Origin of the sequence: Methylobacterium phyllostachyos (assembly GCF_900103445.1) — a bacterium.
GTDB lineage: Bacteria > Pseudomonadota > Alphaproteobacteria > Rhizobiales > Beijerinckiaceae > Methylobacterium > Methylobacterium phyllostachyos.
The window spans coordinates 178,095-200,519 of record NZ_FNHS01000011.1; the positions used below are offsets into that span (position 1 = coordinate 178,095).

Here is a 22,425-nt window from a genome sequence, read left to right on the forward strand (position 1 = left end):
AACGCACGGGGCGGCCCATTCAATCCGTCGTGCAGCCGTTTCAGGCCGCCTCGTCGCGGTGGTGGTACCAGCGATACAGCATCCGCTGCCCGATGCGCCGGAACGGAGCGAAGGGGTGGCCCGGGAGCGCCCCCTCGAAGATCGGCAGGCCGGCGGGCCTGCGCCCGGCCACCAGCCCGGCGAGCCGGCGGCCGGCCTGGGCCGAGAACGAGACGCCGTTGCCGCCGTAGCCCAGAGCGTAGAACAAGGGCTCGCCCGGCTCGGGCTGGACGATGCGGGGCATCATGTCGTGGCTGACATCGACCCAGCCCCACCACGAATAATCGATCGCGATCCCTTCCAAGGCCGGGAACTTCTGGTGCAGGCCGTCGACCAGCAGGCGCAGGTGGCGCGGATGCGTCGCGTCCGCGCCGGTGATGGCGCTGCGGCTGCCGATCTGCACCCGGCCGTCGGGCAGCCGGCGGTAGTAGAACCGCAGGGTGCGCGTGTCGGTGACGAAGGTCGTGGTGCGCAGCGTCGCGGCGGTCTCGTCGGCGGTCAGGGGCCGCGTGACGAGGGAATTCGACAGGATCGGCATGATCCGGCTGCGCAGGCGCGGGTGCAGCCCCTGGCTGGTGTAGCCCCCGGTGGCAATCGCCACGGCGCGGGCCCGCACGGTCCCGTGGGGCGTCCGCACCCGGAAACCGCCGCCGTCGCGATCGATCCCGAGCACCGGACTGGCGGGGTGAACCTTGGCCCCGGCCGCCCGTGCGGCCCGGAGATAGCCGAAGGCGAACTTGGCCGGATGGATGCCGATCCCGAGCGGCTCGTGGAGCGCGCCGACCGCCCCGGCCTCGTCCATCCAGTCGCGCCGCAGCTCGTCCGCGCCTAGCATCCGGGTGCGGTAGCCGAAGACCGAGTTAGCGACCTCGGACTCGGCCGAGAGCTTGGCGAAGGTGCGGGGCCGATGGGCGACGTAGATGTGGCCGCCGGGTTGCGGATCCGGGTCGAACTCACGCACGAGGCCGGTGAAATACTCGAAGCCCTCCAGGATCTCGGCGTGGAGCCGGAGCGCGGTCTCGCGGCCGTAGCGGGCGATCCATTGCGAGCGGCTGAGCCGGCCCGAGGCGTTCTGCCCCTGGCCGCCGTTGCGGGTGCTGCAGCCCCAGGCGACCCGGTTGGCCTCCAGCACGGTGGCCTTGATGCCATGATCGCGGGCGAGGCTGAGCGCGCAGGACAATCCGGTGAAGCCCGAGCCGACGATCACCACATCCGCATCGACGTCCCCCGTGATCGGGCCGTCATCCTCCGGCGGCGGGCCTGCGGTGGCGACCCAGTAGGTCGGCGCATAGGCGCGGTCCGTCCCCGGGGTAGCGTCGGTCAGCGGGTCGTAGGTCGGATCATAAGGTGCACCGGTCGGACGCGGGACGGGATCGGGGGTCAGGCTCACGCTCCGCCTCCCTTACGCCGCCTGGACCGGGCGATCCTTGCGGAAGGCGCTCTTGCGGGCGATCAGCCCACCTTCGAACACGAACAGGTCGACGCCCTCCACGGCGACCCGGCCGCCATCGGCCCGGGTGCCGGTGAACAGCCATTCCGACGTCGCCCGCTCCCCCGCCAGCGTGTGGCGCGACACCGTCCAGGCCACGTCCGGCATGTCGGTCCAGACCGCCACGAAGGCCGCCCGCACCGCGTCCTGTCCGGTCAGCCGGCGGCCGTGTGCCTCCAGTCCGGCTGCGGTGTCGAACACGACCCCCGGCGTGAAGCAGGCCATGACGCCGTCGGCGTCGTGGCGGTTGAAGGCCGCGAACAGGCGCTCCAGCAGGGCGTGGCGCTCGGCTTCGATCGTCGCTTCACTCATGGACCCGCGCTCCCCTTGCGCGCCCGCAGGCGGCTGTCGTTCGCGACGACCTAGCGCCGCCGCGGGCCGGCGGGCGAGATCCAGAGCGGTGCCAAAGACGCATCCAGTTGGCCGTTCGCGCCGGGGCTCGTCGGACATGCAGGAGCCAGTCGGAGGGGATTTGAACGGCGTCTGGCCCCTTGTGCACGGGGCTTGCCTTGTCGGACCTTGTCGCGGGCACGCCGAGTCGCATCGATCCGGGGGGCCCGAGGGGAGTGTGGACATGGACAGCGTAAGACCGCGATCGAACCCGCGCCGCTCCGTGGGGCGAGCGACCCTGGCCGCCCTGGCGGCGCTGACGCCCCTGGTTCTGGGCCTCCTCGCGCCCGGCCCCGCGCGGGCAGCCGAGAAGGCGGTCACCTTCGCCCACCAAGACATGGTGGTGCCGTTCCGGGCCCTGATGGCCTCGGGGGCGATCGAGAAGGCCACCGGCTACACGGTGACGTGGCGCAAGTTCGGCGGCGGCGGCGACGTCATCCGCGCCATGGCGTCGGGCAACGTCCAGATCGGCGAGGCGGGCTCGAGCCCGATCGCGGCGGCGGCCTCCCAGGGGCTCGACATCCAGCTGTTCTGGATCCTCGACCAGATCGCCGATGCCGAGCAGCTCGTGGCGCGCAACGGCACCGGCATCACAAGCGTGGCCGACCTGCGCGGCAAGACCGTCGCGGTGCCGTTCGTCTCGACCTCGCATTACCAGCTGATCGCCGCCCTGGCGGAGGCCGGGCTGAGCCAGAAGGACGTGACGATCCTCAACATGCGCCCGCCTGAGATCGCCGCAGCCTGGGAGCGCGGCGACATCGACGCGACCTTCATCTGGGATCCAGTGCTCGCACGGGTGAAGAAGTCCGGCACGGTGGTGATCTCGGCCGGCGACATCGCCCGCAAGGGCAAGGCGACCTTCGACGGCCTCGTGGTCGACCGGGCCTGGGCGGCGCAGAACCGGGATTTCCTGGTCACGCTGGTGAAGCTGATCGCCGCCGAGGACGCCGCCTACGCGGCCAAGCCCTGGGCCGCCGGTTCGCCCGAGGTGAAGGCGGTGGCCAAGATCACCGGCGCGGATCCCGCCGATGTGCCGGCGAGCCTCGCGAGCTACCGCTTCCCGACCCTCGACGCGCAGGCCTCCCCGGCCTGGCTCGGCGGCGGGGCCGCCAAGGCGCTGACCGAGACCGCCGCCTTCCTCAAGGCCCAGGGCCGCGTCCAGGCCCTGGCGCCCGATTACGGCCGGTTCGTCACCGGGGAGTACGTGGCGGCGGCCCGGCAGTAGGCGGCGGCTTCGGAGGGCGGCATGATCGAGATCCGCAACGTCAGCGTCCATTACGGGGAGGGCGAGGCCGGAATCGTCGCCCTCTCGCAGGTGAACCTGACGATCCGGCCCGGTGAATTCGTGGTCGCGCTCGGCGCCTCGGGCTGCGGCAAGACCACCCTGCTCTCGGCGATCGCGGGGTTCCTCGAACCGACCGAGGGCAGCATCCTCCTCGACGGCGTGCCAATCCGGGGGCCGGGGGCCGACCGGGGGGTGGTGTTCCAGCGCCACGCCCTGATGCCCTGGCTGAGCGTGGCCGAGAACGTGGCGTTCGGTCCCAAGCTGCGCGGCGTCGCGCGCCCGGAGCGGCGCCGGATCGCCGAGGCGATGCTGGACCTCGTCGGCCTCGCCGAATGCGCCGACCGGAAGGTCTACGAACTCTCCGGCGGCATGCAGCAGCGGGTCGGCATCGCCCGGGCGCTGGCCGCCGACCCGCGCGCCCTGCTGATGGACGAGCCGCTGGGCGCCCTTGATGCGTTCACGCGCGAGCAGGTCCAGGAACTGATCCTCCGAATCTGGCACCGGACCGGCAAGATGGCCTTCTTCATCACGCACGACGTCGAGGAGGCGGTGTTCCTGGCCACGAAACTCCTGATCATGAGCCCGCGGCCGGGCCGCATCGTCGAGACGATCGACCTGCCGTTCTCGCGCGCGGTCGTGGCCGGGCGGGAGGCCCGGGCGGTCAAGTCGGACCCCGACTTCATCGCCGTGCGGGAGCGCGTGCTCGCGCGTATCCATCACCGGACCGATCCGGCGCTCGGGGGCTCCCGATGAGCGGCCTGCCCCTCGACGCGACGGCCGTCTCCGAAACGCCGCGATCCCGCCCCCGGCGCGGCATCCGCCGCAGCGGCGCGCTGGTGCCGATCGTCAGCACCGCCACGGTGCTGGCCTGCCTCGGCCTCTGGGCGGCCGCGACCCATAGCGGCTGGATCAAGCCGCTGTTCCTGCCGCCGCCGGAGGCAATCCTGTCGGCCCTCGGCCAGGCTTGGAACGGTGACCTGGACGGTGCTCCCCTCGGCATCCATGTCCGCGACAGCCTGATGCGCGTCCTCGGGGCGTTCGGGGTCGCCACGTTGCTCGGCATCCCGGCCGGGCTGGCCATGGGAACGAGCCGGATCGCCCGGGGCATCCTCGATCCGTTGATCGAGTTCTACCGGCCGCTGCCGCCGCTCGCCTACCTGCCGCTGATGATCATCTGGTTCGGGATCGGCGAATTGTCGAAGGTGCTGCTGATCGTCCTCGCCTGCTTCGCCCCGGTGGCGCTGGCGACCCGTTCCGGCGTGCTCTCGGCCTCCGCCGACCAGATCAACGCGGCCCGCGCCCTCGGGGCGAACCGCCTGCAGGTCCTGCGCTACGTGGTGCTCCCGGCGGCGCTGCCGGAGATCCTGATCGGCCTGCGGATCGGCATGGGCGTGGGCTGGACCACCCTAGTCGCCGCCGAGATGGTGGCGGCCCAGGCCGGCCTCGGCCAGCTCGTCCTCAACGCCTCCAACTTCCTGCGCACCGACGTGGTGGTGATGGGGATCCTGCTGATCGGCCTGTTCGCGACCCTGTTCGAGGTCGGCCTGCGGCAGCTCGAGCGCGTGCTGGTGCCCTGGAAAGGGAAGGCCTGAGGGCAGCCCGGGCTCGCCCTGGCCCCCTCACGCGCCGCCGGCTGGACCTGTCCCGGCGGCGGAGGCACCCCTATCGACGGCGGGACGCCCCAGTCCGCACGAGTGAGCCGCCCATGTCGAACGACCCCGAGAGCCCGACGCGTGGGCGAGCGCGTCTTCCCCGGGGCGTGGGCGACCTCCTGGCCGCGCTAGCCGGCCGCCACCTGATCGGCAACGCGTTGGTGGGCCCGGCGGGCGGCGCTTGCCTCACCGTCCTCGATCCGGCCACCGGGCTCGCCCTGGCCGAGGCACCGGCGGCCGGCCCGGCGGATGTCGAGGCCGCGGTCGCGGCGGCCCGCGCCGCCGGCCGGGCCTGGGCGCGGGTACCGGCCCGGGAGCGCGGTCGCTTGGTGGCGGAGGGCGGGCGCCGGATCGCGGCGGCGTCCCCGGGTCTCGCCCCGCTGCTGGCGGCTGAGACCGGCAAGGCGATCCGCACCGAGTGCCGACCCGAGATCGCCACCGCGGCCGACATCCTCGCGATGTTCGGCGGTCTCGCCACCGAACTGAAGGGCGAGACGCTGCCGTTCAGCCCGGACATGCTCGCGCTGACAACGCGCGAGCCCCTGGGCGTGGTGGCGGCGATCCTGCCCTGGAACGTGCCCCTCGTGTTGATGGCGCTCAAGATCGGACCGGCCCTGGTCGCCGGCAACACCGTGGTGGTGAAGGCCTCCGAGGAGGCGCCCTTCGCGACGATCGAGGCCGCGCGCCTCCTGGCCGAGCTCCTGCCGCCCGGCGTCCTCAACGTGATCTGCGGGACCGGTCCCGCCTGCGGGGCGCCGCTGGTCCGGCATCCTGACGTTGCCAAGGTCACCTTCACGGGCTCGCAGGCGGTGGGGGAGGCGATCTACCGCGAGGCCGCGGACAAGCTGATCCCGGTGAGCCTGGAACTCGGCGGCAAGAGCCCCATGCTGATCTTCGCGGATGCGGACCTCGACCGGGCCGTCGCCGGCGCGGTGGCCGGGATGCGCTTCACCCGACAGGGCCAGAGCTGCACCGCCTCCAGCCGGATCTACGTAGACGCTCAGCTGCACGACCGGTTCGTGGAGCGACTCGCCGCCGCCGTCTCGAACCTCCGGATGGGCGACCCCCTGGACGAGGCCACCGATATCGGCACCGTGATCAACGCCCGGCAGCGCGCCAAGATCTTGGACTACATCGCTCAAGGCGAGGCGACGCCGGGCGCGCGGGCCGTGCGGTGCGGGCGCCTGCCGGCCGCGCCGGATCTCGCCGAGGGCCTGTTCGTCGAGCCGGTCCTGTTCACCGGTCTGACCGAGGACAGCCCGCTCATGCGCGACGAGATCTTCGGTCCGGTCGCCTGCGTCGTGCCGTTCTCCGACGAGGGAGCCGTCCTGCAGGCGGCGAATGCGGGCGATTTCGGCCTCGCCGCGACGGTGTGGACGCAGGACTTGCGCCGGGCGCTGCGCGTATCGCACGCGCTGGATGCAGGCTATGTCCAGGTCAACCAGAACCTGACGATCCAGCCCAACCTCAGTTACGGCGGCTTCAAGAAGTCGGGTCTCGGCAAGGAGGCCTCCCTGGAGTCGATGCTGGAGCACTTCACCCGCAAGAAGACCATCGTGGTCGACATGCGCTAGGGCATGGGCCCCGTTCCCACCGTCCTCGTGCCTGAGCTGGGATCCCTGGTCGCCATCGCGGCGGCCATCTTCGCCGCGGCGCTCATCCGCGGCTTCACGGGCTTCGGGTTCGCCCTGGCGGCCGTGCCGCTGCTCGGCTTCTCGCTCCCGCCGAGCCAGTGCGTCCCACTCGCCGTCGCCCTCCAGTTCTGCGCGAGCCTGTCCGACCTCCCGCGGGCGCGCCGGACCTGCCATTGGCCGTCGCTCCGCTGGCTCGTCGCCGGCACGGTGGTCGGATCGCCGCTCGGCGTGGCCGCGCTGGCTGCGGCGAGCCCGGACGTCGCCCGGCTCGGCATCGCGCTGGTCTGCGGCTGCGGGACCGTCGCGCTCCTGCGCGGCTTCCGCTTCGCCGGGCTCCCGCGCGGCGGTGCGACCCTGGCGGTCGGGCTGGCCGCCGGCCTGTGCAACGGGCTTGCGGCCATGCCGGGTCCCCCCGTGGTCGCCTACTATCTCGCGACGCCTCTCTCGCCGCAGCAGGGACGCGCCTCGCTGCTGGTGTTCTTCCTGGCGACGTCGATCGCCAGCGCCGTCAGCCTCGCGACCGCCGGGCTGTTCAGGGCCTCCCTGGCGATCCCGGTGATGATCGGCGTCCCGCTCATCGTCACCGGCAGCCGGCTCGGCGAGGCGATCCTCCATCGCGGCGGCGGACGGGGGCATCGCGCCCTGTCGATCCTGCTGCTCTGCGCCGTCGCGGTCACGAGCGTGGCGCAGGCGGTCTCAGACCTGCTCGGGCATCCCCTGTGACGCGAGGATTCCAGCCGACGTGACCAGTCCCGCGAGGCGGGTGAGACCCGCCTCGATCCGGTCGGTGCGGATCGAGGCGAAGCCCAGGCGGAAGCAAGCCCGGCCGGCCTCCGGATCGGCGTAGAAGATGTCGCCAGGCTCGATCAGGACACCGCGGGCGCGGGCGCGCACGCTGAGATCCCGGGCATCGAGGCCCGCAGGCCCCTCCACCCAGAAGCTCGTGGCCCCCGGATCGCGCCGCCAGCGGAAGGCGGGCAGGAGGCGGGGCAGCAGGCCGGCGATCCGGGCGGCGCGCTCCTCCAGGACGGTGGCGGTCCGGCGCAGATGCGTGCGGTAATGCCCGAGCGCCACGAACATCGCGGTAGCGCGCTGATTGTTCGAGGGGGGGTGGCGCAGCATCAGCCGCCGCAGCACGCGCAGCTCCGCGATCACCGCCCGGGGCGCCACCACGTAGCCAACCCGCAGGCCCGGGGCGAGCACCTTCGAGAAGCTGCCGACATAGATCACGCGGCCATCCGCATCGAGGCTCTTGAGGGACGGGATCTCGTCCGCCAGGGCGAGGTCGGCCTCGTAATCATCCTCGACCAGGACGACGTCGTGGCGCCGCGCGGCCTCGAGGAGGGCGCGGCGTCGCTCCAGCGGCATCACCGCGGTTGTCGGGCACTGATGCCCCACGGTGACGAACGCCACGTCCCGGCTGGTGAAGGCGGCATCGGGCACGACCCCGTGCCGGTCGATGGCGAGCGTCGCGAGGTCGTCGGTGGCAAGGGTCAGCATGTTGCGGGTATCGGGGTAGCTGGGATCCTCGACGCCCGCCGGGGTGTCGCGGCCGACCAGCAGCTGGATCAGCAGCGAGAGGGCCTGCTGCGAGCCGATGGTGACCATCACCTCGTCGGCGCTCGCGAAGATGCCCCGCCGCGGCAGCACCTGCAGGCGGAGCTGCTCCACGAGATCGGCATCGTCCTCGTCGATCAGGTCGCCCGCCCAGGCGTTGATCTCGGATACTCCGGAGGCGGCCCGCACGCTCTCGCGCCAATCGTTGGCCGGGAATAGGGACGGATCGAACTGGCCGAACAGGAAGGGATAGGGATAGTCGAGCCAGTCCCGGGGCTTGGTGATCTGCCGCAACTGCGCCGGCCGGACCGCGAAGCGCCGCGACCACGCGATGGTTCGTCCATGGGTCGGTCCGCGTGTCTCGGAGACGGTCAGATCCGGCGCCAGGAAGATCCCGCTGCGCTCGTGAGCGACCAGGAAACCCTCATCGATGAGTTGCTGGTACGCGTTCACCACGGTGTTGCGGGCGACCCCGAGCAGCGCCGCCAGCTGACGCGTCGAAGGCAGCCGGGCCTCTGCGGTGAACAACCCCCGTTCGATGGCCGTCACGATCGCCCGACGGATCTGCAGGTGTAGCGCCAAGCCACTCCGGTCGAGGTCCCCGAACAGCTGTGTCCAGGCGAGGGCATGATCGGTGACAGTCATGGCATGCGGCTCCGGCTTCGGACACATCACCCGAGGCAAGGATGGCGCCAGCGATCCAGGATCGGCGCATCTCCGCGCGAAGCCCGCTTTGGAGACGGTATTACGGCTCCCTCAGCGTCCGATATAGGCGCTTTGCTGCCGCGCCGGTCTCGAAGCCCCTCGACAATGAAGCCGCGGGGCCGAACGCTCAAATCTCGGTTCCTTCAGCCAGGGTCAGAGCATGCTCGACGTCGGCACCGAGGGACCTGACTGCGCCCTCCCTCAGGAGACGTGGTCCGACGCACATCGCCAGCAGGTGGAGGACCGCTCGGCTTTCAACCCCTGGACGGGGTTGGCCGCGCATCGGCCGCCTGGCCCGATCATGCGGGCGCCCCGCCTACGCCGCCGCCCGTGCTCACCGTGCCGGGAACAGCGCCGTGACGTTCGAAGAGCCGACGCGTCTCCCCGTCGGATAGGACCCCGTGAATCGGAGGTGCCGGAGAGCTAGGCTAGGCGAAGGCGCTCAGGGGAACCGAGATCCTGCACCGAGATTGTTGCTATCGCACTGCCAAGTCTCCGCCTGTCCGGGGGAGCCGCGCGGCCCTCGACGTCCCTAGCACCTGAAACCCGGTTCGGACGCCCTTGGGCATCTCCGGACATTCGTCCGGAGCATCGCGCATGGAACACGGACTGACGACGGCTGTGCTGTGCATCGTGGGCGGTGGGATCGCCGCCCAGGTTCTCGCCGCTCGTCTGCGCATCCCGGCCATCGTGCTGCTGCTCGGGCTCGGGTTCCTCGTGGGGCCCGTGCTCGGCCTGCTGCACCCGACCCGGGACTTCGGGGACAATCTCCGGCCGCTGATCGGGCTCGCGGTGGCCATCGTGGTGTTCGAGGGCGGCCTCGCCCTCGACTTCCGCGAACTCCGGGCATCCGGCGAGGGCGTGTTACGGCTGACCGCCTTCGCCCTCCCGATGAACTTCGTCCTCGGCACGCTCGCGGCCCACCTGGTCGGCGGGATGATGTGGGGCCCCTCGGCAGTGTTCGGTGCGATCCTCGTCGTGACGGGTCCCACGGTGATCCTGCCGCTGCTGCGTCACGCGCGCCTGGAGCGACGCTCGGCCGCCTTCCTCAGGTGGGAGGCCATCATCAACGACCCGGTCGGGGCCATCCTCACGGCGGTCGTGATCGAGATCCTGGTGGGCGTGCCGCATCAGGCCGGGGAGAATCCTGTCATCGCACTCACGCTCCATCTCGCCGAGGGCGTCATGGTGGCCGTCGCCCTCGGCGTGGGCTCGGCCTTCCTGGTAGCCTGGGCGTTCCGGCGCGACCTCGTGTCCGAGACCCTGAAGACCCCGGTGCTCCTCGCATTGGCGCTCATCGCCTACGTCGTCCCGAATCTTTTCATGCACGAGGCGGGGCTGATCGGCGCCACGGTCTTCGGCATCGCACTCGCCAACCGGCATGTGCCGGGCATCGCGGAGTTGCGGCGGTTCAAGGAAGCCCTGGTCGTCCTGCTGGTCTCCTGCCTCTTCGTGGTGCTGACGGCCGACCTCGACCTCGGGGTCCTCGGCAAGTTGTCCCTGCCCATCATCGGCCTGGCCGCCGCCATCGTGTTTCTGGTCCGTCCAGCCGCCACCTGGCTGGCGACGCTGAACAGCGACCTATCGCGGCAGGAGCGCATCTTCGTTGGCTGGATCGGGCCCCGCGGCATCGTCGCGGCGGCCGTCGCGGGCGTGGCCGGCCCCCGCCTCACCGAGGCGGGATACCCCGGCGGCGATCTCATCCAACCGACCGTGTTCGCGGTCATCGTCGCGACGGTGATCCTGCACGGCTTTTCCCTGGGGCCGCTCTCCCGCCGGTTCGGCCTCTCCGCAGCGGCCGAGAGCCAGCGACTCGCAGTCGTTGGCGCCTGCCCGTGGTCGACCGACATGGTCGTCGCCCTCCACCGTGCGGGCGTGCCGGTCGTCCTGATCGACACCTATCCCGGTGCCTTGCACGCGGCGCAGGAGGCAGGTGTCCCGACGCTGCAGGCCGAACTCCTGTCCCGCCATGCCGAGGAAGGCCTCGCCGACAATCCGCCGGACCATCTGCTCGCGGCGACCCGCGACGAACTCTACAACGCCCTGGTCTGCACCAGACTGGCCCCCGAGATCGGCCGCGAGCGCGTGTACCAACTGGCTCCATCGGCCGACCACCTCCTGCACGAGGATACGGGCGTGAGCCGAGATGCCCGCGGAAAGGTGCTGGGTGGGGGCAAGACCGACTTCGACACCCTTGCACGACACCACGACGCCGGTTGGCAGTTCGACGTCGTTCCTGCGGAATCCGCTCTGGCGTCAGACGCCATACGCTTGTTGATCATCAAGTCGGATGGAACGGTCGAATTCATCTCCGTCGATCACGAACAAGCCGCCATCGAGGCGGGCGATCGCCTGCTGACCTACGCCATGCCCAAACATGCGTGCCACGAGACCGCCGAGACGCTTCCCCTGGCCGTTGCATGAGGGCCGACCTTCGAAGTTCCTGCCAAACCGGTTGGGCGTACCGGGTCCTGCTGCGGCAGACCCAGTACGGCTGTCAGCGTTCGATCTCAGTCTCGGCATCCGTCCGCCGCGACGTTGCAGGTCACGGGGGTGAATCCCCGACAACCGGTCAAGCCGCCCGTACGGCGGTGGGTGACCCCTGAGACGGCGCGGATTCGGTCGCGACCCTCAGGCAGGCATCCACGGCCTCGCGCAGCGACGAGACGTAGGCATCCGCACCAACCTCCCGGCCGAGCGCCGCGTCGGTGAGCACCTTCTCGCCGACCGGCCAGAGGCCCACCAGGATGGGAATACCCGGCGCGCGTCGCTTCAACCGCTCCAGCAGGTAGCGGAGGTGCGAGGGGTTCCCGGTGATGTCGAGGTAGGAGATGCACACCATTGCGACGCCGGAGAGGTCGAGCGCGCGGATGCCCTCGCGGGAGGCGGATTGGTACGGGGTCACCTGCGCGCCAAGCCCGTGCTTGCGCAGCAACTGGGCCAGCATCGCCGAGGACGCTTCGTCGAGCGGCCCGCGGCCGGCTATGCACAGCACCGGCGCATCGCCCCGCCAAGCTTCGGGCAGGGCATCCCGCGGTGGGGCATGAGCCGGCACCGCCTCGGTTTTTGGATGCACGCGCTCGGCCAGGGTCGGGGTTTCGGATGGGTTGACCGCTTTGGGGTCGACGGACGGCTCGACGTCGTCGAGGCCGTCGAAGTCCGCCACGAGGGAGCGTGCTGAGGCGCGGATATTCTCCAGTTGGGCAGGGGTGACGACGCCGCGGGCGTGGTCGTTGGCGGCGAGCTGAAGCCCCTTGAGCGCCACCTCGTCGTAGTACGACGACAGCGAACGGTCCTTCAGCATGCCCTCGGCGATCTCCCGCACCTCATCGGGGTCGCCAGCCAGCATACGCTGATAGAAATTCTCGACGGGGGTCAGCGGCGGCCGGTCCCCGAGCAGCACGTCGAAGAACTCGAGGCTGTCCACGTGCCGTCCAAGCACCACCAGGCAAACCGTGAACGGGGTTGCCAGGATCAGACCGATGGGCCCCCACAGGAAGCCCCAGAACAGCGTCGAGACGATCACCGCGAAGGGCGAGAGGCCGGTCGAGTGACCGTAGAGCAGCGGCTCGACCACCTGCCCGAACACCGGCTCGGCGATCAGGAACAGGGCGGCGGTGGCGATCACCATTGACCAGCCCGGGTCGACCGCAGCGGCCAGCGCCACCGGGAACACGCCCGAGACGATGGCGCCGATATACGGGATGAAGCGCATGATCGCCGACAGCACGCCCCACAGCAGCGGGTTGGGCACACCGATGAACCAGAGCCCGACACCGACGATGACGCCGAAGGTCGCGTTCATGCCGAGCTGGGCCAGGAAGTAGGTGCCGAGCCGGCCGGCCGCGTCGTCCATCGCCACCGTCGTGCGGTGCAGATCGCTCGACCCGAACAGGCGGATCATGCGGTTGCGCAAATCTTCACGCTGCAGGAGCAGGAACACGACGACGACGAGGATGATGCCGACGTCGGTCAGCGGCGAGACGACCGGGCCGAGCACCTTCTCGGCCAGCGCCAGGGGCGAGGGCTCGGGCTCCTGGACGCGCACGAGTTGCGCCTTCGGCGTGTCGCCGGTTGGGCCGGTCGCAGCGGTCGTGCCGGCGGCGTCAGCCTTCTGCGTAACGTCCTGGACTTGGTGATTGAATTTCTGCAGGAGCTTGTTCGCCTCGCCGAGCCAACCCTGCTGCAGGCCGGCGAACTTCTTCTGAATTGTGGATTGGTACTGCGGCAGGTTGCCGGCGAGCCCAGCGACCTGGGTGCCGATGACCGCACCGATGCCGCCGACCACGGCCAGCGCCAGCAAGACGGCGACGATGACCGAGGGAACGCGCCCGAACTTGATCCGCCGCAGCAGCTGGACCACGGGCGCCAGGACAAAGCTGAGTAGAATGGCCAGCACGAGGGGAACGAACGCCTCGCGGCCGAAATACAGGGCTGCAACCAGCACGACGCCGACGGCGAGGGTCAGGAGGCCCCGCAGGCCCGGCACGAGCGGCGGAGGCACCTGGGCAGGCGGCTTCAGGGCGTCCGGCACATCGATTGGCATACGCAAACTCCTCGCTGCCTGGCACCAGACAGCTTCTCCATAACGTCGCGACCCGCGTTTCGTCTCCAAGAACGCCCGGCCGGATGTGCGAGGGCCTGCGTACCGGTGCATGTCCTGCACGACAGAAACGACTTCCTGACCGGTATCTCGCTCGCTCCTGGTCAGCGGCAGATCAGGGGAGGCGTGTCGCGGGCAGCAGGCCATGTCGCCGCGGGGGCGCTGCGCACGCCCTTCGCGTCATTGCGTTGGGCGCGAAGCAGTCGGCTGGGAACAGCCTGTCGGACGCTGATGCAGGCTATAGGATCCTCTCGACGGCCACTCGCAAACACTCAGGTCCGCGCAGGGTCGCCGGGCGGCGGTAGGGCGGAGGATCCTCGATCAGGCGCGGAGCCTGCAGGCGGCGAGCCAGTGCCGTCAGTGCGGCCTCGGCCTCGAACCGGCCCAAGGGCGCGCCGACGCAGTAGTGAAGGCCCCCGCCGAAGCCGAGGTGGCGCGTGCCAGAGCGATCCGGATCAAACCGATCCGGGTCCGTGAACGCGGCGGGATCGCGATTGCCGGCGGCGAGCATCAGGACGAGAGCCTCGCCCTCTGGGATCGTTGTGCCGGCGATGTCGATGGCGCTGAGGGTCTTGCGGCTGACGAGTTGCACCGGAGGATCGTAGCGCATCACCTCCTCGACCACGCGCGGGGCACGGCCCGGATCGGCGCGCAGGCGTTCCAACTCGTCCGGGTGGCGCATCAGCGTGAGCCAAGCGTTGCTGATCAGGTTCACCGCGGTCTCGTGACCGGCGACGAGGATCAGGATCGCCGTCGAGATCAGATCGAGATCGCCCATCCTGTAGCCGTCAGGCGTGGCGTGGTTGGCCAGCCCTGAGAGGAGGTCGTTGCGCGGTCGGCGACGCTTCTCGGCCACGAGGTCGGCCAAGTAATCCGAGATGGCATCGAAGATCCGGGCGTTCTCGATGCGCGTCTCTTCGCTGACGACAACACCAGGCTCCACCGCCGTGGCAAGCTGGCTCGACCAGTCATGGAAACTCGCTTCGTCCCCCTCCGGTACGCCGAACAACTCGCAGATCACCGCGACGGGCAGGGGGTAGGCGAGGTCGGCGACGACGTCGATCTCGCGTGAGCCCAGCTTGCGGTCTAGCATCTCGCCGACCAGCTTCTCCGAGCGGGCGCGCATCGCCTGGACGCGCGTAGGGGTGAACTGATGAACGGTGGCCGCGCGCAGGAGGTCGTGCGCGGGCGGGTCGCGGAACAAGAATGGCTGGTGTCTGTCGGTGATCCGGTTCTTGATCGGATTGACGAGGTAGTCCGTGACTGGATTGCCGGTGGACGGGCGCTTCGTCGGTGGTGTGGTTTCGACGCTGATGCGCGGGTCGTTCTGCAAGCGCAGGATCGCATCGTGGCTCGCTGCCACCCACACACCCTGTGCTTCGTCCTTCGGAGACTCGGTCTCCGGACCCACGTCGTTCTGGCGCGAGACCGGGGTCTGCCGCAGCCGGGCGTACAGCGGGTACGGGTCGGCGCGGTTGGAGAAGTCCTTGATCTGGTTGAGGAGAGTTGCGTCGGCCATGTTGGATCCGGTGCCTGCGCGTCAAGAAAAGCCGGGGGCCAGGATGGCGCGTGAGCCCGCCCGGTCGATGACCGTCTCCCCGGGCGGGACGGGTGCAGCTGCCGCGATCTGCTCGGCATAGGCTGGCAGCCAGCGCCCGCCATCGCCCTCTACGGCCGCGATACACCATCCCTCTCGGCCGTAGAGGGCGAGGAAGCGGCCGGTCGTAGAGTTGGCAGGGTGCGGCCCCGACCATCGTGAGAGAGCCGGAGAAGCCTGCATCCCGCATCGCCTCGGCCCCGCGCAGGGCTGCGAGGCCGGCACCGCGCGGCGGGGCTGGCCATGGCCCATCTCATGCACCTTCTTGGCCGTTGCCTTCGACCCGGATCACCGGAACGGGACAGGCGATCCATGCGCGCTCGATCTTGGCGCGGTCCCACGCGGCGGGTGCGCGGTCGGAGAACAGCGCCTCGCGTCCCTCGATACGGAAGTGCTGGGGCGCGGCGTGGCAGCACTGCGCGTAGCCTTGGCCGACGTTGAGATCGACGCTCACGCGAAAGCCAGGCTGCGGGGCCGGAGGGGACATGGTGAAAACATGGCTTAGCAACCAAGGCCGCGACGACCAGTTCCGCTCCGCGCCAAGTGCCGCCATCCGGTCCGCGTATCTTTAAGGCTAGGCACCGCCCAACGCAGGCTTCCGGAACGTCCGCTCGCCGGCAGATCGAGCAGCGTGGCCGACAGCATGGGGCCGAAAGCGCCCCGTCCGTTCCCCAAACCAGCTGTTGGAGAAGCGAACCGGCGCCGCGATCCAACCCATTCGCCGACGACAAAGCCTTCGAGCGGACTGCAGCCCCCAAACCGCCAGAGAGCGGGGGGCTTCGCCGATGACGGCGCGGTTGTCCGCCTGCTCGAAGCGGTCGGGCGGCAGGGACCGACGATGACGACGGTGATCGCCCTGGCGCGTCCAGGCCCACACGTCGTCGAAATGTCTGGGCGGGACGCCGCGCGGGCGGTGCGCCGCGTTCGGCCATTCGTCGCACCGGATCGCCTCATCCGAACTGCGACCGCAATGGGCCGTTGCCGCGTGACCACGGCAGATGAGGTCACGATGTCGAATCCCGCGAAGGGTCAGTCCGGCGACGGACAGCAGCACACGACGAGGAGCGCGCAGGAGCAGAAGGCGGCCGAGGTCCAAGCGGCCGGAAGCGCCAAGGCCGATGCCGGCCATCCTATGGTCGCTGAGGGTGGGAAGGCTGAGGCGCCGACGGAGGGCAAGGGCCACCCGAAATCGGCCGCGTCGAACGCACAGGCCGGCGCGACCAGCGACGCTGCCACGAGTCATGCAACTGCGGGAAAGGCCGAGAAGGAAGCCGCCGCGGCGGCAGGCGCCGACAAGGATCAGCACGGGCGCGGTCATCGCAAGGCTGAATAACGGGCCTGCACGCGGCGGGAGAGGGCGGCCGCGCGTCGGGAAACCGGTCTGGCCGGGTCGGTGACGGCTTGCCCTCCGGCATACTTCGCCCACCGAATGCACGCCGTGGACCCATGGAGCCGAAGCCCCGATGTCGAGTCTGACCGAGCGCAAGGCGCGCCTGATCGTCCACGGCGACCGACCCTACAATGCCGAGCCGCCCCTGGACCGTCTGCGCGCCGCGTACCGGACCCGTGCCGGCGACTTCTACGTCCGTTGCCACGGCGACGTGCCGGAGATCGACGCGGAGACATCGCGCCTCACCCTCGATGGCGCTGTGGACACGCCGATGGACGTCTCGCTGGATGATCTGCGTGGCCGTTTCCGCACCGTCACGGTGACGGCGACGCTGCAGTGCGCCGGCAATCGGCGGGCCGACATGCGTGCCGTCGCGCCCGTTTCGGGAGACCCCTGGGACGGCGGCGCCATCGGCACGGCCGACTGGACGGGCGTCCGCCTGGGCGACCTCCTGCGCGCCGCCGGGGCCCGCACAGGCACGGACCGCCACGTCGCCTTCGAGAGCCACGACGTGGTCGATGGCCGCCCCTACGGAGTCTCCATCCCCCTCGCCAAGGCGCTGGCTCACGATACCCTGCTGGCCTTCGCCATGAACGGCGAACCCCTGCTGCCCGAGCACGGCTTCCCGATGCGCGCGGTGGTGCCGGGCTTCGCGGGCGTGCGCAGCCCCAAATGGCTGCGGCGCATCACGGTGCAGGATCATCCCTCGGACCACCCGATCCAGGCGGGCGACTACAAGCTGTATCCGCCGGATGTAACCGCCGAGACCGCTGATCCGGCCCGGGGCCACACCATCGACACCCTGCCGCTGAACGCGGCGATCTGCGAGCCCGCACGCGGCGCCGTTCTGGGGCCCGGGGCGTGCCGGATCCGGGGCTACGCGGTCGCGGGCGACCGGGCCGTCATCCGCGTCGATGTCTCCGGGGATGGCGGGCGGAGCTGGATCCAGGCAGCGCTCGAACACGCCCCCGACGCGCCGTTCGCCTGGACCTTCTGGACCGCCGAGCTCGACCTGCCGCCAGGGGAGCACGACCTCGCCGTCCGGGCCTGGGACTCGGCCGGCCAGACCCAGCCGGCGCTGCCCGACGACGTCTGGAACCACAAGGGCTACCTCTGCACCTGCTGGCACCGGGTGCGCGTGCGCGTCACCTGACGGCCCCTCCTGTCCTATCGCAGGGTCGGCGACTCGCCGGGTTTCAGGTGGCGGTCTTCGCCATCGGGGCCACCGGGGGAGACGTGATCGTTGAGGCGTCCGAGATGGTCGAAGACGTGCTCGAAGGCCTTCGTGACAGCCTGCTCGAAGGAGCCATCGCCCGTCCCCTGTGCGGCCCTGAGGGCGCTGAGCAAGGCCCGGTGCTTTTCGGTATCCTCGGACATGTCATCCTCCCGGCCGGCGAGGACGCCGGCTCGGCAAGCCAATCACCATGAGAGACCCCGGTTCCTGCGCATCGTCGATCCTGGATCCGCCAGGGGACACCGTGGACCCGTCGGATCGATGCGCGAGGCCACGCACGGTCTGACCGACCTGTCGTGGGCTCACGGCCGCGCGGCGTCGCAAGCACGGTCCGGCAAGGCGATCGTTCGACGGCACCCTGGCCGGGTCCTTCACCGGGCACCCGCATCGCGACCCGCGGACCGGCGAGACCCACGCGATCGCCTACGACGGCCGCGTCTGGGACAGCGTCCGCCACGTCGTCGTCGCGCCGACCGGGCAGGTCGTGCGGGATGTGGCGATCCCGGTCGCGCATGGCCCCTGCATCCATGACTGCGCGTTCACGGCACGCTTCGTGATCGTGCTCGATCTACCCGTGACCTTCTCGTTCCGGGCCCTGCTCGCCGGGTACCGCTTCCCGTTCCGATGGAACCCCCGCCACGGGGCTCGGGTGGGCCTCCTGCCCCGGCAAGGCGACGGCGCCGACATCCTCCGGTGCGAGGTCGATCCCTGCTTCGTGTTCCACATAGCCAACGCCTACGAGGACGCGGACGGGCAGGTGATCCTGGACGTGATCGCCTACGCCACGGTGTTCACCGCTATCGGGGGCGGGCTCGACGAGCCGGGCCGCCTCGGGCACCGGATCCCGTCGGGCTTTCACGGCAACTGGTTCCCGGCGCACGACCCGTCCGGAATGGTCTGATCCGACGCGGACGCGGCGTCCTGACGGTCGGAGCGGCGTCAAGGCGATCGGCGCGCACGAACCAGGACGGATTGTCCGACGGGACCGACCTCTGCAGGGTGACTCAACCCGCAGCCGTCCATCCGATCACCGCCATCATGGGATCGCCGGGCCCTCCCTCAGGCTTGAGGGCATGGCCCTCGATACGGGCGAAGCCGGCGCGTTGAAGGTACAGACCGACAAGCTGGGCATGCCCCGCGCCGTCGAGGGCATTCCAGATGGCGACCGCCTTGGTCGGGAAGCACCGGTTGGAGAAACTGATCACCACTGGGGCGCCGGGACGCAGCACGCGCGCGACCTCGGACAGGACGGCCCCGGGCCGCTGCAGGTACTGCACCGAGACGCACATCAAAGCGGCGTCGACGCTCGCGGTCTCGAGGGGCAGGTTCGTCTCTGCGTTGAGGTCCTGCACGAAGTGTTGGGTCAGGCGCGGGTTGGCGGCGAGTTCCGCCGCATTCAATCCGTGGCCGATGACGCGCGCGTAGGCGACCTCGTCCGGGAGGTGGCTGACCCAACTCGACATCAGGTCGAGGACGATGCCGCCCTCGGGGACGACCGTTCTGTAGAGATCGGTGACGGCGGCGATCGCCGCGGCGTCGATATGCGTGACGAAGCGCGGCTGCGCGTAGAAGAGCGAGTCGGGCGCAGGATCAGGCTTCGCGAACGCCTCGGGCGGAAAGTCTGGCAGATCCTGGGTCGTCATCGGTCTCGCCTTCGTATCGGATCCAGCTCTGCGGCGCGCGAACGCCTGCGCACCGGGGCGAGCCCGGAGACACCCGGCTCCGCGCCGCGGTCCGCGCTCCTAACCCAGGAGCGCGCGCCGCTTCATCGTAGCCTCTCGACGAGCCGCAATCCGCGTCGGGCTCGCGCGGTCACGCGTCGGCGCGCGGGTGCTGCCGGACGATAGTCCAGTCTCCCGGTTTGCGAGCCATCGCGGCCTGCGACTTAATCGACGGCTCCGCGACCGCCGTTCAGTTGGTTTCTCACAGACGCAGCACTGGCTGGCGCTCATTCGGCTTGTCATGAGCGCCACGGATCCCGGCAGGTGGCAGTGATGGTTGATCGACCAAGGGCCACCCGGAGCTTGCCAGCTGTCTCGACGCTGACGGCGACGGCCATCGTGGTGTCCGACATGATCGGCGTCGGGGTCTTCACCAGCCTTGGATTCCAGGCCCGGGACGTCCCGTCCGGCTTCGCCCTGGTCCTGCTGTGGGCCGTCGGCGGCGGCGTCGCGCTCTGTGGGGCGCTCTGCTACGCCGAACTCGCCACGATGTTTCCCCGCTCCGGCGGCGAGTACACGTTCCTCTCGCACATGTACGGTCCGGCGGTCGGGTTCATGGCCGGCTGGCTCTCGGCCACCGTCGGGTTCGCCGCGCCGGTGGCGCTCGCCGCCATGGCGTTCGGGCAATACGCCGAGGCTGTTCTGCCCGGCGCGCCCGCGCTTCTACTCGGTCTGGCGGTGATCGGGCTCGTCTCGGCCGTTCACCTGCGCGGCCTGCGCCACAGCAGCGTGTTTCAGGTCGGCTTCACGGTGCTGAAGCTCGCCCTGATCGTCGTGTTCATCGGGGTGGGGGTCACCCGAGGCGGGGGGCAACCCATCGGATTCGCCCCCGGCGCGCAGGACCTCACGCAGATCGTCAGCGCCGGCTTCGCGGTCAGCCTGGTCTTCGTGATGTACGCGTATTCAGGCTGGAACGCCGCGACCTACATCGTCGGCGAGCTCCGCGATCCGCAGCGCAGCCTGCCGCGGGCCTTGCTGGCCGGGACGGGTTGCGTGGTGGTGCTCTACGTCGCGCTGAACGCGGTGTTCCTCTACACGACGCCGCTGACGGAGCTCGCCGGCCAAGTCGAGGTCGCCGTGATCGCCGGGCGTCACGTCTTCGGCGAGGCGGGTGGCCGCCTCGTCGGCCTCCTGATCTGCGCCGGCCTGATTCCGACGATCAGCGCGATGATGTGGATCGGTCCCCGCGTGACGGTGGCGATGGGTGAGGACGTGGCGCCCCTGCGGCTGTTCGCGCGCCGCGCGCGCAACGGCGTACCGACCGCCGCAATCCTGCTTCAAGGCGGCGTCGCCAGCCTCCTCCTCCTGACGCAGAGCTTCGAGGCGGTGCTGGCCTTCGTCCAGTTCGGCCTGATCGCCTGCTCCTTCCTGACCGTGCTCGGCCTGATCAAGCTCCGGATCACCCGGCCCGACCTTCCACGACCGTGCCGGACCTGGGGCTATCCGTTCACGCCGCTGGTCTTCCTCGCGGTGACCCTGTTCATGATGGTCTATCTCGTGGCGGTGAGACCCTTCCAGTCCCTGGCGGGTCTGCTCATGATGCTGGCTGGCCTCGTCCTGTACGCGCTCGCGACGGTGCGAAGACGGCGCAGAGCCTGACGGCCATGCACCCGTACTCTTGTCACCGAACTCTAGCCGGCGTCGGATTTGCTGGCGCGCAGCACGTCGAGCCGATACTCGGCCGTCCTCGCCTGCTTCACGACCGTCGCGAAGTCCCGCGCGCCTGCGATGAAGCCTTCGGCCGCCTCGTCGCCGGAGAGTGGATAGTGGGTCACGCCAAGCCAGTGGACCAGAACGATATCGGCTTGGGGTAACAGGGCGCCTTCGACCCGTGCGACCAGACGCGCGAGATCGGCGCGGTCGAGATAGTACGCCACCTCCGAGATCACGATGAGGTCGAACCGCCCGTCCGGCCAAGCGCCAGGGACGGCCGCCAGCTGGAAGTGCGCATTCGGGCAATCGGCGCATCGCGCACGAGCCGCCTCCAGAACGGACGGCACCACGTCGAGGCCGATCAGCGTGTCGCAGCGGCGACAGAGCTGGTGCGTGAACACGCCGATCGAGCAGCCGACTTCCAGGGCGGATGCGTAATGGGCGCGCGGCAGGGCAGCCAGCGTCGCGGCGTACTTGTCGCGCTCGTACGGGCTCGTGGCGAAGTGCCACGGATCCGCTTCGGTCGCGTACATTCCCTGGAAGTAGTTCGGATCGAGGGTTTTCGTTCGACGCCCTGTTGGAGCGTCGGTCGGCCGGTCGGACGTCGTCTCCAAGCCTGCGGCTCCTCTGATCCCGATCAAGGTACTCGTGGCGGCGACAGCTCCGGACTGGATCAGGCGACGGCGTGAGACGGGCTCGCGAACACGCACGATACACCTCGGAAGCAACGGGCCATGCGATTGGGGAACCACAGGTGATCGGGACAGTTCCGGGCACCTCTGGCGGTCTTGAGAGGCTGCGCTTCGGCGCTGACGCCGGTCCGCTTCGATGCTGTCACGACCGAGAGTGGCCCCTGCTCCCTCACGTCAGAGGCGCCCAGACGCGTCTGCTTTCGCGATGCGCCGGCTGGATGTCCTGATTGGGCGCGAAGCCGAATGGCTGGCTTTGCGCTGGATGGCGGTCCAGCATGGCGCAGTCTGGCCGAAAACGGCCTCCTGACACCCCAACGCAGGCGACCACACGTGGCCGTGCAGTTCGCGGAAGCGGTCGTCTGTTTTGCCGCCGTTCTAGCAATGACACGCCCGATCCAGCCGTTCAGCGGCCTTTCGCAAGCGATCGAGGGTGGGCACGGCCTGCGCTGTAGCATCCTCAGCCCAGCCGGCTGCTTACACCCGGCATGGCCACAGGCCTCCGAAGTGCGCGGTATCGGGCTGCGGTGGCCGGCCGGTCGCAGCTCGGACGGCGATCAACCGGTTCTAAGGATAAGCATGGTGCCGTGTCCGCTCGAACCGGTCGGCACACGGCTTATCAAAAAGGGCGCACGGTGGCTGAGCGCCCAAAGGTTCTGCCAGCATGGTTTGTCCGCCGATGTCCCCCAACGCGTGACGCTGAGAGTATTGTGATCGCGGATCGAAATAGGGATCGGATGTGTAACTACTCATGAATGCGCCGCCGGCAGGCATCTCGCTTTCAGAG

General features: G+C 69.9%; 18 protein-coding genes and 1 pseudogene. 10 read left to right on the forward strand and 9 right to left on the reverse strand.

Annotated elements, in window-relative coordinates; genetic code table 11:
* Positions 1-40: 40 nt before the first annotated feature.
* Together BLQ49_RS18720 and BLQ49_RS18725 are read right to left on the reverse strand one after the other, a co-directional pair.
* Positions 41-1,429: an NAD(P)/FAD-dependent oxidoreductase gene (locus BLQ49_RS18720; RefSeq protein ID WP_091718370.1), complete on the reverse strand. Its 1,389-nt coding sequence runs from the start codon at positions 1,427-1,429 to the stop codon at positions 41-43.
* Positions 1,430-1,441: 12 nt separating this feature from the next.
* Positions 1,442-1,840: a nuclear transport factor 2 family protein gene (locus BLQ49_RS18725; RefSeq protein WP_091718371.1), complete on the reverse strand. Its 399-nt coding sequence runs from the start codon at positions 1,838-1,840 to the stop codon at positions 1,442-1,444.
* A gap of 262 nt (positions 1,841-2,102) precedes the next feature.
* Between BLQ49_RS18725 and tauA the strand changes: the two genes are divergently transcribed.
* The 5 genes from tauA to BLQ49_RS18750 all read left to right on the forward strand — a co-directional run bounded on the left by tauA (position 2,103) and on the right by BLQ49_RS18750 (position 7,212).
* Positions 2,103-3,143, forward strand: coding sequence for a taurine ABC transporter substrate-binding protein (gene tauA, locus BLQ49_RS18730; protein WP_091718373.1), 1,041 nt, complete (start codon positions 2,103-2,105; stop codon positions 3,141-3,143).
* Positions 3,144-3,164: 21 nt separating this feature from the next.
* Positions 3,165-3,956: a taurine ABC transporter ATP-binding protein gene (locus BLQ49_RS18735; RefSeq protein WP_091718375.1), complete on the forward strand. Its 792-nt coding sequence runs from the start codon at positions 3,165-3,167 to the stop codon at positions 3,954-3,956.
* Positions 3,953-4,795, forward strand: a complete 843-nt coding sequence (locus BLQ49_RS18740; protein ID WP_091718377.1) for an ABC transporter permease subunit — start codon at positions 3,953-3,955, stop codon at positions 4,793-4,795. Before BLQ49_RS18735 ends, BLQ49_RS18740 begins: the two co-directional genes overlap by 4 nt.
* 113 nt (positions 4,796-4,908) lie before the next feature.
* Positions 4,909-6,429, forward strand: a complete 1,521-nt coding sequence (locus BLQ49_RS18745) for an aldehyde dehydrogenase family protein (RefSeq protein ID WP_091718379.1) — start codon at positions 4,909-4,911, stop codon at positions 6,427-6,429.
* Positions 6,430-6,432: 3 nt separating this feature from the next.
* Positions 6,433-7,212, forward strand: a complete 780-nt coding sequence (locus tag BLQ49_RS18750; protein WP_091718381.1) for a sulfite exporter TauE/SafE family protein — start codon at positions 6,433-6,435, stop codon at positions 7,210-7,212.
* Here BLQ49_RS18750 and BLQ49_RS18755 read toward each other — a convergent pair.
* Positions 7,186-8,691: an aminotransferase-like domain-containing protein gene (locus tag BLQ49_RS18755; protein WP_091718496.1), complete on the reverse strand. Its 1,506-nt coding sequence runs from the start codon at positions 8,689-8,691 to the stop codon at positions 7,186-7,188. The two genes, BLQ49_RS18750 and BLQ49_RS18755, sit on opposite strands and share 27 nt — an antisense overlap.
* A 657-nt stretch (positions 8,692-9,348) precedes the next feature.
* Between BLQ49_RS18755 and BLQ49_RS18760 the strand changes: the two genes are divergently transcribed.
* The gene (locus tag BLQ49_RS18760; RefSeq protein ID WP_091718383.1) at positions 9,349-11,175 is read left to right on the forward strand and encodes a cation:proton antiporter; all 1,827 of its coding nucleotides are present in this window, start codon (positions 9,349-9,351) and stop codon (positions 11,173-11,175) included.
* A gap of 148 nt (positions 11,176-11,323) precedes the next feature.
* On the opposite strand, the gene BLQ49_RS18765 is transcribed toward BLQ49_RS18760, so the two are convergent.
* From BLQ49_RS18765 to BLQ49_RS18780, 3 genes are all read right to left on the reverse strand, one after another.
* On the reverse strand, positions 11,324-13,297 hold the full coding sequence (locus BLQ49_RS18765; protein WP_091718385.1) for an AI-2E family transporter: 1,974 nt from the start codon (positions 13,295-13,297) through the stop codon (positions 11,324-11,326).
* A gap of 295 nt (positions 13,298-13,592) precedes the next feature.
* Positions 13,593-14,873 carry a cytochrome P450 gene (locus BLQ49_RS18770; protein ID WP_091718387.1) on the reverse strand — a complete coding sequence of 427 codons (1,281 nt, stop codon included), beginning with the start codon at positions 14,871-14,873 and terminating at the stop codon, positions 13,593-13,595.
* Between the two features lie 331 nt (positions 14,874-15,204).
* Positions 15,205-15,405 carry a ferredoxin family protein gene (locus tag BLQ49_RS18780; RefSeq protein ID WP_425284014.1) on the reverse strand — a complete coding sequence of 67 codons (201 nt, stop codon included), beginning with the start codon at positions 15,403-15,405 and terminating at the stop codon, positions 15,205-15,207.
* A 555-nt stretch (positions 15,406-15,960) separates the two neighbouring features.
* Between BLQ49_RS18780 and BLQ49_RS18785 the strand changes: the two genes are divergently transcribed.
* The gene (locus BLQ49_RS18785; RefSeq protein ID WP_091718500.1) at positions 15,961-16,284 is read left to right on the forward strand and encodes a hypothetical protein; all 324 of its coding nucleotides are present in this window, start codon (positions 15,961-15,963) and stop codon (positions 16,282-16,284) included.
* Positions 16,285-16,414: 130 nt separating this feature from the next.
* Positions 16,415-17,494, forward strand: coding sequence for a molybdopterin-dependent oxidoreductase (locus tag BLQ49_RS18790; RefSeq protein WP_091718389.1), 1,080 nt, complete (start codon positions 16,415-16,417; stop codon positions 17,492-17,494).
* Positions 17,495-17,508: 14 nt separating this feature from the next.
* Here the strand turns inward: BLQ49_RS18790 and BLQ49_RS18795 are convergent, their stop codons facing one another.
* Complete coding sequence (locus BLQ49_RS18795; protein WP_091718391.1) at positions 17,509-17,718, reverse strand: hypothetical protein; 210 nt, start codon at positions 17,716-17,718, stop codon at positions 17,509-17,511.
* 212 nt (positions 17,719-17,930) lie between these two features.
* Here BLQ49_RS18795 and BLQ49_RS18800 point away from each other — a divergent pair.
* Positions 17,931-18,476: pseudogene (locus tag BLQ49_RS18800) on the forward strand (carotenoid oxygenase family protein); the annotation flags it as partial.
* A 103-nt stretch (positions 18,477-18,579) separates the two neighbouring features.
* Here BLQ49_RS18800 and BLQ49_RS18805 read toward each other — a convergent pair.
* Complete coding sequence (locus tag BLQ49_RS18805; RefSeq protein WP_091718393.1) at positions 18,580-19,218, reverse strand: class I SAM-dependent methyltransferase; 639 nt, start codon at positions 19,216-19,218, stop codon at positions 18,580-18,582.
* A 351-nt stretch (positions 19,219-19,569) separates the two neighbouring features.
* Between BLQ49_RS18805 and BLQ49_RS18810 the strand changes: the two genes are divergently transcribed.
* Positions 19,570-20,895 carry an APC family permease gene (locus BLQ49_RS18810; RefSeq protein ID WP_091718395.1) on the forward strand — a complete coding sequence of 442 codons (1,326 nt, stop codon included), beginning with the start codon at positions 19,570-19,572 and terminating at the stop codon, positions 20,893-20,895.
* A gap of 32 nt (positions 20,896-20,927) precedes the next feature.
* Here the strand turns inward: BLQ49_RS18810 and BLQ49_RS18815 are convergent, their stop codons facing one another.
* Positions 20,928-21,482: an SAM-dependent methyltransferase gene (locus BLQ49_RS18815; protein ID WP_091718396.1), complete on the reverse strand. Its 555-nt coding sequence runs from the start codon at positions 21,480-21,482 to the stop codon at positions 20,928-20,930.
* Positions 21,483-22,425 lie beyond the last annotated feature (943 nt).